At 38.5% G+C, this 12,830-nt stretch carries 14 protein-coding genes; 12 read left to right on the forward strand and 2 right to left on the reverse strand.

What is annotated here, in order from left to right; all coding sequences use genetic code 11:
• Positions 1-68 precede the first annotated feature (68 nt).
• The 11 genes from trpD to UXI14_RS11150 all read left to right on the forward strand — a co-directional run bounded on the left by trpD (position 69) and on the right by UXI14_RS11150 (position 11,139).
• On the forward strand, positions 69-1,064 hold the full coding sequence (gene trpD, locus UXI14_RS11100) for an anthranilate phosphoribosyltransferase (RefSeq protein WP_335966188.1): 996 nt from the start codon (positions 69-71) through the stop codon (positions 1,062-1,064).
• Positions 1,065-1,136: 72 nt separating this feature from the next.
• Positions 1,137-1,517 (forward strand): four helix bundle protein, encoded by a 381-nt coding sequence (locus UXI14_RS11105; RefSeq protein ID WP_335966189.1) that lies wholly within the window; start codon positions 1,137-1,139, stop codon positions 1,515-1,517.
• A gap of 80 nt (positions 1,518-1,597) precedes the next feature.
• On the forward strand, positions 1,598-2,413 hold the full coding sequence (trpC, locus tag UXI14_RS11110; protein ID WP_335966190.1) for an indole-3-glycerol phosphate synthase TrpC: 816 nt from the start codon (positions 1,598-1,600) through the stop codon (positions 2,411-2,413).
• Between the two features lie 84 nt (positions 2,414-2,497).
• Positions 2,498-3,151 (forward strand): phosphoribosylanthranilate isomerase, encoded by a 654-nt coding sequence (locus UXI14_RS11115; protein WP_335966191.1) that lies wholly within the window; start codon positions 2,498-2,500, stop codon positions 3,149-3,151.
• A gap of 141 nt (positions 3,152-3,292) precedes the next feature.
• The gene (gene trpB / locus UXI14_RS11120; RefSeq protein ID WP_335966192.1) at positions 3,293-4,477 is read left to right on the forward strand and encodes a tryptophan synthase subunit beta; all 1,185 of its coding nucleotides are present in this window, start codon (positions 3,293-3,295) and stop codon (positions 4,475-4,477) included.
• Between the two features lie 18 nt (positions 4,478-4,495).
• Positions 4,496-5,263 carry a tryptophan synthase subunit alpha gene (gene trpA, locus UXI14_RS11125; RefSeq protein WP_335966193.1) on the forward strand — a complete coding sequence of 256 codons (768 nt, stop codon included), beginning with the start codon at positions 4,496-4,498 and terminating at the stop codon, positions 5,261-5,263.
• Positions 5,264-6,201: 938 nt separating this feature from the next.
• Entirely contained in the window at positions 6,202-6,834 is a 633-nt protein-coding gene (locus UXI14_RS11130; protein ID WP_335966194.1) for a TetR family transcriptional regulator, read from the forward strand.
• Positions 6,835-6,890: 56 nt separating this feature from the next.
• Complete coding sequence (locus UXI14_RS11135) at positions 6,891-8,198, forward strand: TolC family protein (protein WP_335966195.1); 1,308 nt, start codon at positions 6,891-6,893, stop codon at positions 8,196-8,198.
• 18 nt (positions 8,199-8,216) lie between these two features.
• Positions 8,217-9,299, forward strand: a complete 1,083-nt coding sequence (locus tag UXI14_RS11140; protein ID WP_277900936.1) for an HlyD family secretion protein — start codon at positions 8,217-8,219, stop codon at positions 9,297-9,299.
• Positions 9,300-9,302: 3 nt separating this feature from the next.
• Complete coding sequence (locus UXI14_RS11145) at positions 9,303-10,898, forward strand: DHA2 family efflux MFS transporter permease subunit (protein ID WP_335966196.1); 1,596 nt, start codon at positions 9,303-9,305, stop codon at positions 10,896-10,898.
• A gap of 100 nt (positions 10,899-10,998) precedes the next feature.
• On the forward strand, positions 10,999-11,139 hold the full coding sequence (locus UXI14_RS11150; protein WP_277900934.1) for a hypothetical protein: 141 nt from the start codon (positions 10,999-11,001) through the stop codon (positions 11,137-11,139).
• Positions 11,140-11,171: 32 nt separating this feature from the next.
• Here the strand turns inward: UXI14_RS11150 and UXI14_RS11155 are convergent, their stop codons facing one another.
• Positions 11,172-11,828: a uracil-DNA glycosylase family protein gene (locus UXI14_RS11155; RefSeq protein ID WP_335966236.1), complete on the reverse strand. Its 657-nt coding sequence runs from the start codon at positions 11,826-11,828 to the stop codon at positions 11,172-11,174.
• A gap of 61 nt (positions 11,829-11,889) precedes the next feature.
• Between UXI14_RS11155 and UXI14_RS11160 the strand changes: the two genes are divergently transcribed.
• Positions 11,890-12,018 carry a 30S ribosomal protein THX gene (locus UXI14_RS11160; RefSeq protein ID WP_277900933.1) on the forward strand — a complete coding sequence of 43 codons (129 nt, stop codon included), beginning with the start codon at positions 11,890-11,892 and terminating at the stop codon, positions 12,016-12,018.
• A gap of 46 nt (positions 12,019-12,064) precedes the next feature.
• On the opposite strand, the gene yaaA is transcribed toward UXI14_RS11160, so the two are convergent.
• Entirely contained in the window at positions 12,065-12,826 is a 762-nt protein-coding gene (yaaA, locus tag UXI14_RS11165) for a peroxide stress protein YaaA (protein ID WP_335966197.1), read from the reverse strand.
• Positions 12,827-12,830 lie beyond the last annotated feature (4 nt).

Consider the following 12,830-nt stretch of genomic DNA (forward strand, 5'->3'; position numbering starts at 1 on the left):
GCCATAAAAAAGAAAATTGTTTAATAAAAAACTTCGGGCTACGGTCTTCCGTCTCCCAACTTATTTATATGAAAGAAATACTCAACAGACTCATAAACCACGAAACCATTTCCAAAGAAGAGGCTAAAAACGTATTGGTAAATATTTCCAACGGCTCGTACAATACCAGTCAGATTGCGGCTTTTTTAACCGTTTATATGATGCGCAGCATCACCATTCAAGAACTGGAAGGTTTCCGTGATGCCTTGTTAGAACTTTGTATCCCCGTAAAATTAGAAGGTTACAATACCATCGACTTATGCGGAACGGGCGGCGACGGAAAAGACACTTTTAATATATCAACTTTGGCATCTTTTGTAACGGCGGGCGCCGGAATCCAGGTAACCAAGCATGGGAATTATGGTGTTTCCTCCAAATGTGGCTCTAGCAACGTGATGGAATATTTGGGGATTCAATTTTCAAATGATTACGATTTCCTGAAAAGATCCATCGACGAAGCGGGAATATGTATTTTACATGCGCCCCTCTTCCACCCTGCCATGAAAAATGTAGCTCCCATCCGTAAGGAATTGGCGGTAAAAACCTTTTTCAATATGTTGGGGCCCATGGTAAACCCCGCGTTTCCAAAAAACCAAATGGTGGGGGTATTTAATTTAGAATTGGCTCGAATGTATGGTTATCTCTATCAAAACACCGATAAAAACTATACCATCTTACATGCATTGGACGGTTACGATGAAATTTCGCTTACCGGTCCCGCAAAAACCATTAGGAACAATACCGAGCAAATGCTTAGCGGCGAAGATTTTGGGGCAAGCGAACATACCGAAGCAGCTATTTCGGGCGGGGGCACCATTGAAGCTTCTGCAAAAATATTCATGGATGTATTAAGCGGAAAAGGAACCGAGGCTCAAAACAATGTTGTATGCGCCAATGCAGGTATGGCCATTGCAACGGTAAAAGAATTAAGCCCCAAAGAAGGTTTTGAGCTTGCCAAAGAATCGTTGCTATCGGGTAAGGGGTTGGAAGCGTTTAAAAAATTAAAAGGGATAAGGGTTGGATGATTTAAGGATTGAAAAATTAAAAGATTGAAGGGTTATGGGAATGAGGGATTGAAAAATTAAATGATTTAAGGATTGAAAAATTGGAAGATTATAACTAAGTCTTTTGAAGATTTTGAGGTTTATAAAAAAGGAATCTTGTTGGCTACATTAATTTTTGAGTTGGTTAACAACAAACCTTTTGAAAAAGAATTTGGATTTAAAGACCAAATAAAAAGAGCTGTTATTTCAATTACAAATAATATAGCTGAAGGGTCTGAGTACAATAACAACAAACAGTTTATCAGATATTTGAAAATTGCAAAAGGAAGCTGCGCAGAAGTAAGGAGTATGCTAATCTTAGCAAAAGAATTAAAATTAACTTCCCCATCAAAAATGGAGAGATGTTATTGTTTAAGTATTGAAATCTCTCAAAACTTATCCAATTTTATCAAATATTTAAAAACCAAACTTTAGAAATTATATACTAACAAATCAAATTATAAAATCTTTCAATTTTTCAATCCTTTAATCGTAAAATATTCTAACTAAAAAAAATGAACATTCTAGATAAAATAGTGGCCGATAAACGTAAGGAAGTTGCCCTTAAAAAAAGTATTGTTCCGGTTTCACAACTGGAAAACAGTGTGCTTTTTAGCCGCAACAGCATTTCGTTGTCCAATAAATTAAAAGTAAGTCAAACGGGAATTATTGCCGAACATAAACGGCGATCGCCCTCCAAATCGGTTATCAACCAATCGCTTAATGTGCAAGATGTGGCCATTGGTTACGAGAATGCAGGCGTTTGTGGCATGTCGGTTCTTACCGATGGAAAATATTTTGGCGGTTCGTTAGACGATCTGTTACTTGCAAGGGCTTCTGTTGACATGCCTTTATTACGTAAAGAATTTATTATTGACACCTATCAAATTATAGAAGCCAAAGCCCATGGTGCCGATGTTATTCTTTTAATTGCCGCCATTTTAGAGCGGGAGGAAATTAAAATTTTATCAGAAACTGCCAAAAGCATAGGTTTGGATGTGCTACTTGAAGTGCATAATGAAGAAGAGCTCTACAAATCGCTTATGCCAAGTTTGGACATGCTGGGCGTAAACAACAGAAACTTAAAGACTTTTGAAGTGAGTTTGGATATTAGTAAGTCGTTATCGGGAAAAATCCCCAACGATTTTGTAAAAGTATCCGAAAGTGGCATCAGCAATATCGAAGCTATTAAAGAATTACAACAATTTGGTTACAAGGGCTTTTTAATAGGCGAAAACTTTATGAAGACCGATAACCCTGGGGAAAGCGCACGTGATTTTATAAAAAGCCTCTCGCCTAACCCCTCTCCAAAGGAAAGGGGAATTATTTAATTTTTCCTATTAATAAATGAAAGAAATGATTTTAATATGAAAAACGAGGAAAAAGGATTGAGAGGGAGACTCAAAATCTGCGGAATGAAATACCAAGATAATATTAAAGCTGTTGCAGCATTGCAACCGGATTATCTCGGCTTTATTTTTTATGAAAAATCGGCTCGTTTTAACAATGGTATTGTTCCAGAACTACCAAAAAGCATTCAAAAAATAGGTGTTTTTGTAGATGCCACTATTAAATTTATTGTCGAAAAAGTACAAAAGCATCAATTAAATGGTGTGCAATTACATGGAAATGAATCGGTTGATTATTGTAAAGAGCTAAAAAACAAACTAACATCTCAGGCAACATTAAGCGTTGAGATGCTGAAACAAGTTCAGCATGTGGTCATTATTAAAGTGTTTTCTATTAAAGACGAATTCGATTTTTCAATTTTAGATCCGTATGAAAACATTGTCGATTTCTATTTATTCGACACCAAAGGAAAACTCCCCGGCGGTAACGGTTATGCATTTAACTGGGAAGTATTGAAAGATTATCCATCTAAAAAACCATTCTTTTTAAGTGGTGGCATTGGCCCTGAACATATTGAAAAAATTAAAAATATAGATCCTAAACTTCCCATTCATGCTATTGACGTAAACAGTAAATTTGAATTGGAACCCGGATTGAAAAACATTGAATTATTAAATGAATTTGTTATGGAATATAGAGGGATAAGGGATAATTGTTAATTGATAATTGTTAATTGATAATTGTGAATTGATAACTGTTATTTGTGAATTGAACAACCTTTACTCTTTAACTTTAAAACCTTACAAACTTTCAACTTTACAAACTTTCAACTTTACAAACTTTCAACTTTACAAACTAAAATGAACACATACAACGTAAACAAAAAAGGATATTATGGCGACTTTGGGGGTGCTTACATCCCGGAAATGCTATACCCCAACGTAGAAGAATTGCGGCAACAATATCTTGCCATTATGGGTGAAGATTCTTTCAAAGAAGAATTCAACCAACTTTTAAAAGATTATGTCGGGAGGCCTTCGCCTTTGTATTTTGCCAAGCGGTTATCGCAAAAGCACGGGGCAAAAATATATTTAAAGAGAGAGGACCTCAACCATACGGGAGCGCATAAAATAAACAACACTATTGGTCAGATTTTATTGGCAAAACGTTTGGGCAAAAAACGCATTATTGCCGAAACGGGCGCCGGGCAACATGGCGTGGCAACGGCCACTGTTTGCGCACTAATGGGAATTGACTGCGTGGTGTACATGGGCGAGATAGACATTAAGCGGCAAGCGCCCAATGTGGCACGGATGAAAATGCTCGGTGCCGAGGTCCGCGCGGCACTTTCTGGCAGTAAAACCCTGAAAGATGCCACCAATGAAGCCATTCGCGATTGGATCAACAATCCGGTGGACACACATTACATTATTGGTTCTGCCATTGGTCCGCACCCGTATCCTGATATGGTTACCCGTTTTCAAAGTATTATTTCCGAAGAAATAAAATGGCAGCTAAAAGAAAAAGAAGGCCGGGAAAACCCCGATTATGTAATTGCCTGCATTGGTGGCGGAAGCAATGCCGCCGGTACCTATTACCATTTTCTGGATGAAGCCACTGTTGGCATTATTGCCGTGGAAGCTGCCGGAAAAGGTATTCATTCGGGCGAAAGTGCCGCCACCTCGCAATTGGGAAAAGAAGGTATTATTCATGGTTGCAAGACCCTTTTGATGCAAACCAACGACGGGCAGATTACCGAACCCTATTCTATTTCTGCCGGATTGGATTATCCGGGCGTTGGTCCCATGCATTCGCATTTGTACCAATCGGGGCGCGGGGAGTTTTTCTCGGTTACAGACAACGATGCCATGAAGGCGGGATTGGAACTGTGCAAAACCGAAGGCATTATACCCGCCATTGAAAGTTCGCATGCGTTGGCAATATTCAATCATAAAAAATTTAAAGAAGATGATGTTGTTGTAATTAGTTTATCTGGTCGCGGCGACAAAGATTTGAATACGTACATTGATTATTTCGATTTGTAAAACCTGAATATGAAACAAATGAACAGAATCCATAAAAAATTACAGGAAGACAAAAAACTGTTATCTATATATTTTACTGCCGGATATCCAAACCTGGACGATACCGTGCCCATTATTGAAAAGTTACAGGACAGTGGTGCAGACATGCTGGAAATAGGCCTTCCCTTTTCCGACCCACTGGCCGATGGCCCCACCATTCAGGCCAGTTCTACCCAAGCCCTTAAAAACGGGATGACTTCTGTTAAACTTTTTGAACAGCTTAAAAACATCAGGCAAACCGTTTCCATTCCGCTTATCATTATGGGCTATTTCAACCCGATTATGCAGTATGGTGTAGAGGCTTTTTGTAAAAAATGTGCCGAAATAGGGATCGATGGCCTTATTGTTCCCGACCTTCCCGTAGATGTGTACCACGAAGAGTATCAACAAATATTCGAAAAGTATGGGCTCATTAATATATTTTTAATTACGCCGCAAACTTCTAATGAGCGCATCCGGTTTATAGATTCGGTTTCCAACGGATTTATTTACATGGTGAGCTCGGCAAGTGTTACCGGGGCCAAAAATACTTTCGGGAATGCACAAACCGAGTATTTTAAAAGAATAGACGGCATGCAATTAAAAGCACCGCAAATTGTTGGCTTTGGTATTAGCAACAACCACACGTTTAATGCCGCAACGCATTATGCCAAAGGCGCCATTATTGGCTCTGCATTTATTAAAATGATTACCGAAAAGGGAATTGAAGGCATACCAGCGTTTGTTTCGTCCATTAAAAATACTTAAAATCAAGGTTTCATTGTATATAAAATCCGATGGTTTTAACTATCGGATTTTTTTTATGCCGCTATCACCTTGAATTGTATGGTGCGGGCTTTGCATCATCTATTTTTCAATTAATTGTTTTCATTAGGCATATCTTATCGTAATAATTCAACCTAAACTATGCTACTTGACCATTCAGAAATTCAACTTCAGTAAAAAAATTTTATTCTTATAAATAAAGAAACAGCATATAACCATGTAGGGGACTAAAATTTGTTTATTCCTGCAAGGTTTTTGAAACCTTGTAGGTATTCTATTGTGGCAATGTACTCCTACAAGGTAAAAAGAAGACCTTGCAGGAGTTCTCGAAATTCAACTTCAGCAAAAAGATTTTATTCATATAAATAAAGCAACAGCATATAACCATATAAGGCCCATACCTAAGTGCGTAGATGCCGTACCTAAGTACGTAGGGACTACACTTAGGTGCGTAGGGACAATACTTTACAACGTAGGAACCGTACTTAGGTGCGTAGGGATAGAACCTATCTATCACGGCGTCTTACTTAGATAGGTAGTTTCTATACTTAGCATGGTAGGAGCCGTACTTAGCTCGGTAGGAACTGTACTTAACACCGTAGGGAACGTACTTATAACCGTAGGGACAATACTTAACTGTTATGGTATTATACTTTAATAACAAAACTCTATTAGTATTAATAAAGTAATAAAACCTTGTGGCAAAGCAATACAACCTATGGGCTAAGCTATTGTTAATGTAGCAATTTTTATGGAAGCCTGTAGGGTTTATATCCCGCTTGTGCCCTGCTCCTTCTAGTACGGCGTGAGCCTTGCTACAACTATAACGTTATATGTTAAAATTTGATTATTTAAAAATTAAACAAACGTTTAAATTAAACAATTGTTTAATTTTGCATCGGTTTTTAAAAACTAGGAAAATGGAGTTTAACGAAAAGCAAATACACATATTTGAAGTTGCAGAGCGGATGTTTGCAGAAAACAGCTATGACGGCACCTCCATACGGGCCATTGCCAAAGAAGCAGGCATTAACATTGCCATGATTTCGTATTATTTTGGTTCGAAAGAAAAATTGTTGGAACAATTATTAAACTATAAAACAGCTAATTTTACCATTGAACTGGAAAGTGCCTTGTCTTCCAGTGATGATTATCTAAAAAAGGTAGACAATATTATTACCCTTCTTGTAAGGAGGATACATAAAAACAGGCGGGTATATAAAATTATCCATTTTGAATATTCCAACGGCAACAGGCAAATAGATTTTGAAAGTTACCTAAAAACAAAAAAGGAAAATTATGCCATTATAGAGCGGTTTATTAAAGATGGTCAACTAGCCGGTGTTTTTAGTAAAGATGTAAATATCCCTTTGATTGTCCCCACCGTTTTGGGCACTTATTTCAATTTTTATTACAACAAAAGATCGTATGAAGCAACCTATCAATTAGACCCAAATGTTTCGTTGGACGATTTTGTCCACACCACTTTAACAGATCATATAAAAAGAACAATTAAAGCATTATTGACCTATGAAATGCCCATTGGCAATTAACTACCAATTAAAAACAGGGCACTACATACGGCTATAAAACAAATAAACAACAACAGATGAAAATTAAAATTATACTCATATGCCTACTTGGCATACTAGGTATTAAGACCATGGAGGCGCAACAAACTACGTTAACGCTGGAAGAAGCCATAAAACTGGCCCTTTTAAACAGCGATGCCTCTAAAATAGCAGATACTAAGGTGAATACTGCCGAATACGAAGTAAAATCGGCCAAAAGCAACCGGTACCCAGATTTAGATATCTCGGGGCAATATCAACATTTAACAAAAGTAAATGCCGACATAAAACTAGACACAGGCCAAGATGCCGATGCCGGTGGTGCAGCCCCGCCGGACATTAGTTATTTAATGCTCGGGCAGGCAACGGCATCGGTACCGCTATTTACCGGTTTTAAACTCTCTAATTTGGTAAAGGCAAGCCAGAACAGTTTACAGGCGGCAGTCTATAATGCCAAAAGCGAAAAGGAAAAAATAGCCCTTAATACCGTAAGCACCTATGTAAATTTATACAAAGCACATAAAACCGTTGAACTTATTGAAGAAAACCTTAAAAGTGCACAACAGCGGGTCAAGGATTTTACGGCAATGGAGCAAAACGGCCTGTTGGCCAGAAACGATTTATTGAAGGCACAATTGCAGGAATCTAACATTGAAGTAAGTCTGGAAGAAGCTAGGAAAAACGAAAGCATTTTAAACTACAATCTTATTACCATGCTAAAAATGCCTTCGGATGCCCAAATATCCATAGGCGATGCCAATTTTGAACTGGTTTCAACCGCACAATTGTCGGACAGTATTCAACGTAACGACCTTAAATCGTTGTATTTTCAAGAAGAAGCGGCCAAAAACAATATTAAAATAGCACAAAGCAAATATTACCCAAGTCTTTCATTAATGGGCGGTTATGTAGCCCTTGACGTTCAAAATGTAATGACCATTACCGATGCCATGAATTTTGGTGTTGGCGTGTCGTACAACCTGGCCGATATTTTTAAGGCAAAAAGCGATGTAAAAGTTGCCAAGAGCAAGGCCCGGGAACTAGAATATACCATTGATATGGTAAGAGATCAAATAGATGTACAGATAGAAGATGCCAATCAAAGCTATAACCTGGCAACTAAAAAATACGAAGTTTACCGGAAAGCAGAAGAGCAGGCCACGGAAAACTACCGGATCGTAAAAGATAAATATGATAACGGCCTGGTAGATACCAACGATTTGCTAGAAGCAGACATCGACCAGCTTCAGTCTAAAATAAACCTGGCTTATGCCAAGGCAGACATTACCCTGAAATTTTACGAGCTTCTAGATGCTCAAGGACAAATAAATACAGATATAAAATAAACTACTATCAGCAATAAAATGGAACAGAAGAAAAAAACAAATAAGAAATTTGCCATTATAATTGGTGCTTTAATCGTTATCGGGATTATTTATGGAGCATACAAGTTTGTGCATTCATTATCTCACGAAGAAACAGACGATGCACAAATAGAAGCCAACATGAACCCAATTATACCCCATGTAGGCGGTTATATTGAAAAAGTAATGGTAACCGATAACGACAGGGTAAAAAAAGGCGATACCCTTTTTATTATAAACGATCAGGATTACCAGGTAAAACTGGAGCAGGCAAAAGCCGCATTGGCCGCCGCCGAAAGTCAACTGGTAGTTGCGCAAGCCAGTGTTGGCTCCTACAAGGCCAATGTGCAAACCTCAACAGCGCAGGTAAGCTCGGCAAAAGGGAATATAGAAACTGCGGAAATTAAATTATGGAGAGCAGAAAACGATTTTAAACGTTACGAAAACCTGTATAAAAATCATTCCATTACCGCACAACAATACGAAGAAGCACTGGCCGCCAAACAAGCCGCAGAAAAAGAGCTGGAAGTACTTAAAAGCCAACAAAAAGCAAGTGCCAGCCAGCGTAACGCTGCTGTTTCCCAAACAGAAATATCGCAAAAGCAAATTGCTGTTGCAGAAGCCAACGTAAAAAGTGCTCAAGCACAACTGGATGCAGCAAAACTAGATATAGGTTATACCATTGTTACCGCCCCGATAGACGGTCAGCTTTCCAATGTAGATTTACAAGTGGGGCAATTTGTACAGCCCGGACAATCGTTGTTTTATTTAGTAAACACAACCGATAAATGGATTGTTGCCAATTTTAAAGAAACACAACTTGAAAAAATGGCTATTGGCCAAAAAGTAACCATCGAGGTAGATGCCTATCCCGGCGAAGATTTTGAAGGTACCATAACCGCTTTTTCGCCCGCAACCGGAGCCAAGTTTTCTTTACTTCCGCCAGACAATGCTTCTGGAAACTTTGTAAAAACCATTCAGCGTTTACCGGTAAAAATAGACTTTACCAAGGATAACGATGCCGAAAAACTGGCAAAACTTCGTTCGGGAATGAACGTAATTGTAGATGTACATTTAAAATAAGATATGGCCGAAGCACAAGTTAAAGTTCAAGATGAAAATAGTTTGGTGGAATATGGTTTCACCAGGGTCATTATAACCATTACGGCTATTCTTTGTGCCCTTTTAGAAATTATTGACACTACTATTGTCAACGTTGCGCTAAATGACATGAGAGGAAGCTTGGGAGCCTCCCTTACCGATATTGCATGGGTAATTACCGCTTATGCCATTGCCAATGTAATTATTATCCCGATGACCAGCTGGTTGTCTAAACAATTTGGAAGGCGTAATTATTTTGCGGCTTCCATAATGATATTTACCATTGCTTCTTTTTTATGTGGTAATGCCACCAATTTATGGGAGTTGGTTGCTTTTCGTTTTATACAAGGAATGGGAGGCGGTGCCCTGTTGGTTACCGCACAGACCATTATTACAGAAACCTACCCCGTTGAAAAAAGAGGAATGGCACAGGCTATTTATGGTATGGGCGTTATTGTAGGCCCAACACTGGGACCGCCATTGGGAGGATATCTGGTAGATAATTTCTCGTGGCCCTATATATTTTATATCAACGTGCCCATTGGTATAATTGCCACTTTTTTAACTATTCTTTATATTAAAAGCCCTAAATACGGTGAAAAACTGAAGGCCTATCAAGTAGATTGGTGGGGCATCGTTTTTCTGGCATCGTTTATTGGCTCGTTACAATTTGTCTTGGAACACGGCCAACAAGACGACTGGTTTGCCGATCCTACCATCTTGATATTAAGTATTGTATCTATATTTGGTTTGTTATTGTTTATTTGGAGGGAATTGGTCTATGAGCATCCAATTGTAAATCTCCGGGTGCTTAAAGATTACAACCTGAAAATAGGGACTATTTTAACCTTCATCCTTGGCTTTGGACTGTATGGTTCCACGTTTATAATCCCGATATATACACAATCTATTTTAGGATGGACAGCAACCGATGCCGGGTTATTACTGGTCCCAAGCTCCATAACCACAGCTTTAATGATGCCTATTATTGGGAAATTATTGGAGCGGGGAGTTCCGCAAAAATATTTGGCCGCCATTGGTTTTGTAGTGTTCTTTGTTTATAGCTATTGGATGTTTAACCTCATGACCCCCGACACAGGTTCTGAGCATATGTTCTGGCCATTGGTAGCCCGTGGTTTTGGCTTGGGGTTATTATTTGTGCCCATAACCACGCTCTCGCTTTCTACCTTGAGGGGAAAGGACATTGGCGATGGCGCTGCATTTACGGGTATGATGCGCCAATTGGGAGGATCTTTCGGGATTGCCATTATAACCACTTTTGTGGCGCGTTTTACACAACAGCACCGTGTGGACCTTATCCCGAACCTGTCTAAAGTAGATTTTGAGGTACAAGAGCGTCTTCATGCCTATCAACAAATGTTTATGTCCAAAGGTTTCAGTGTTAACGAATCGCTCCAAAAAGCCTATCAATTAATGGAAGGGTCCATTACCTTACAAAGCACTGTATTATCCTACATGGACATATTTTTATACTTGGGTATTTTGTTTTTAATATGTGTGCCATTTGTATTGATGATTAAAAAGGGAAGCAGTAAGGTAAATGCCTCAGCAGCTCATTAAAATAGTAACTGTTAAATAGTTAACAAGATTTTACAATAGCTTTAATAAGGTTTTCATGTTTAGTTTTGTACCTTGAATATAACTTAAAAAAGCAAAAGTTATGAGCAAGATTAAAGATAAGAAATGGAAACGCAAACACGAGCAGAACAACCCGACCAATCCAACGGGTAACAGAAATATCGACACCAACAAGTTTGATATTGATGAAGAAACGATTAAAGATCAGCAGAATAAAAAGTAAAATCCCCTATAGAAAAATGTTAAGCAAAAAGTTTACTTAAAATGCTTGACATACTGAAGCACCCTAAAATCGATTGTATTGAAATTGGGGTGCTTCTTTTTTAACGCCTTGTAGGCAGGAATTGCCCCTACCGCCCTATTTGCAGCCCCGGACGGCGACGTTAACGAAACCGCTTTTACCATACGGTTTGCTATATAAAATTGATAAATGCGGGGAATGTTCAACGAAATTGCCTCTAATTTAATTTGATGCTCTTTTAATTGCTTTCTGAAGAGATATTCAGGTCCGTTTTTGCTGTTCCCGCCCATGAACAGCAATGTGTCGATAAAAGGAAATTCTTTTAAGTACCAAAGAATGTTACGGGTCTGGACATTCTTCATTCCAAGATCTGAAGCATCTACTTTTTCCCTTTCCGCGGAAGCGACAATATCGCATATACCAATGCCATAATCGTTCAAAAATTGTTTCCGTTGGGCAATGGCTTCTGGCGTTGGCTCAAAGAGTAAATTCAGTTTAAAAATCCTGTTCAATATTATCCATAGGTAACCATCGCGGCTTCCGTAGCAAAAATCAACATCGCCTTCCTTAAATTCCTTATTGCAAAAACGCGGTGGCGGCAAGGTACCAACAATTAATTTTGTGGCTGTTTTAGGGATGTATGGGGCGTATGGATGCTGGTGTTTAAACATATATTTGACTTCTGTTGACAAAATAACTAACTTTAAGGAATAACAAAAATGAATTTGAATTATGGGAAAAGGAGATAAAAAAACAAAAAGAGGTAAAATTTCACGCGGTTCTTACGGTGTAAGACGGCGTAGGAAAATAAAAAAACGCACTCCAGTTGAAGAAAAGGTAAGTGTGGACACGAAGAAATAAAAAAAGCGGAGCTACGTATGTATAAAGGCTCCGCGTTTTTTTAGATTTATCTAACAAACACTAATTCATTTTCCTTTTTGGTATGTTCTTCGCTAAAACCATAGCCGTCGTAATTAAAGCCTTTTAAATCTTCAATGGTTTCTGCATTGGTATCGATAATATAGCGCACCATGGACCCGCGGGCCTTTTTGGCAAAAAAGCTAATTACCTTTAGCTTTCCGTTTTTCCAATCTTTAAAAATGGGGGTAATTACCGGGACTTTTAGCTTTTTTTCGTCTACTGCACCAAAATATTCATTGCTTGCCAAATTAATGAAAAGTTCGTCTTCCGTCAATTGGTCATTTAGTTTAGCGGTAACTTTTTTCTTCCAAAAATCGTAAAGGTTCTTGTTTCTTCCAACCGTAAGCTTGGTGCCCATTTCCAATCGGTAAGGCTGGATTAAGTCCAAAGGCTTCAACACCCCGTAGAGTCCACTTAAAATACGCAACTTTTCTTGCAAAGGCTTCATTTTTTCCTGCGGAATTGTATAAGCATCCAACCCCGTATACACATCACCATTAAAGGCAAAAACAGCCGGGCGGGCATTTTCAACGGTAAAAGGAGTTTTAAATTCTTGATTGCGTTGCCAGTTTAGTTCTGCCAAATTATCAGAAATACCCATTAAAGACGATAGCTTCTTTGGATTTTTCTTTTTAAGGGCTCCATTCAGTTTTTCAGCTTCCTTTAAAAAATCTGGTTGCGTATATTCTTTTGTTGGCAATTCACTTTCAAAATCCAATGACTTTGCCGGGGAAACTACTATTTTCATTTAT

It is taken from the genome of Galbibacter sp. PAP.153 (assembly GCF_037029175.1).
GTDB classification, from domain to species: domain Bacteria; phylum Bacteroidota; class Bacteroidia; order Flavobacteriales; family Flavobacteriaceae; genus Galbibacter; species Galbibacter pacificus.

What these genes read in the sequence shown, in the direction of transcription:
- UXI14_RS11160 (WP_277900933.1), top strand. Translation starts at nt 11,890, where the DNA reads ATGGGAAAAGGAGATAAAAAAACAAAAAGAGGTAAAATTTCACGCGGT.
- trpC (WP_335966190.1), top strand. Translation starts at nt 1,598, where the DNA reads ATGAACATTCTAGATAAAATAGTGGCCGATAAACGTAAGGAAGTTGCC.
- UXI14_RS11145 (WP_335966196.1), top strand. Translation starts at nt 9,303, where the DNA reads ATGGCCGAAGCACAAGTTAAAGTTCAAGATGAAAATAGTTTGGTGGAA.
- UXI14_RS11150 (WP_277900934.1), top strand. Translation starts at nt 10,999, where the DNA reads ATGAGCAAGATTAAAGATAAGAAATGGAAACGCAAACACGAGCAGAAC.
- trpA (WP_335966193.1), top strand. Translation starts at nt 4,496, where the DNA reads ATGAACAGAATCCATAAAAAATTACAGGAAGACAAAAAACTGTTATCT.
- yaaA (WP_335966197.1), bottom strand. Translation starts at nt 12,826, where the DNA reads ATGAAAATAGTAGTTTCCCCGGCAAAGTCATTGGATTTTGAAAGTGAA.
- trpB (WP_335966192.1), top strand. Translation starts at nt 3,293, where the DNA reads ATGAACACATACAACGTAAACAAAAAAGGATATTATGGCGACTTTGGG.
- UXI14_RS11130 (WP_335966194.1), top strand. Translation starts at nt 6,202, where the DNA reads ATGGAGTTTAACGAAAAGCAAATACACATATTTGAAGTTGCAGAGCGG.
- UXI14_RS11135 (WP_335966195.1), top strand. Translation starts at nt 6,891, where the DNA reads ATGAAAATTAAAATTATACTCATATGCCTACTTGGCATACTAGGTATT.
- UXI14_RS11140 (WP_277900936.1), top strand. Translation starts at nt 8,217, where the DNA reads ATGGAACAGAAGAAAAAAACAAATAAGAAATTTGCCATTATAATTGGT.
- UXI14_RS11155 (WP_335966236.1), bottom strand. Translation starts at nt 11,828, where the DNA reads ATGTTTAAACACCAGCATCCATACGCCCCATACATCCCTAAAACAGCC.
- UXI14_RS11115 (WP_335966191.1), top strand. Translation starts at nt 2,498, where the DNA reads ATGAAATACCAAGATAATATTAAAGCTGTTGCAGCATTGCAACCGGAT.
- trpD (WP_335966188.1), top strand. Translation starts at nt 69, where the DNA reads ATGAAAGAAATACTCAACAGACTCATAAACCACGAAACCATTTCCAAA.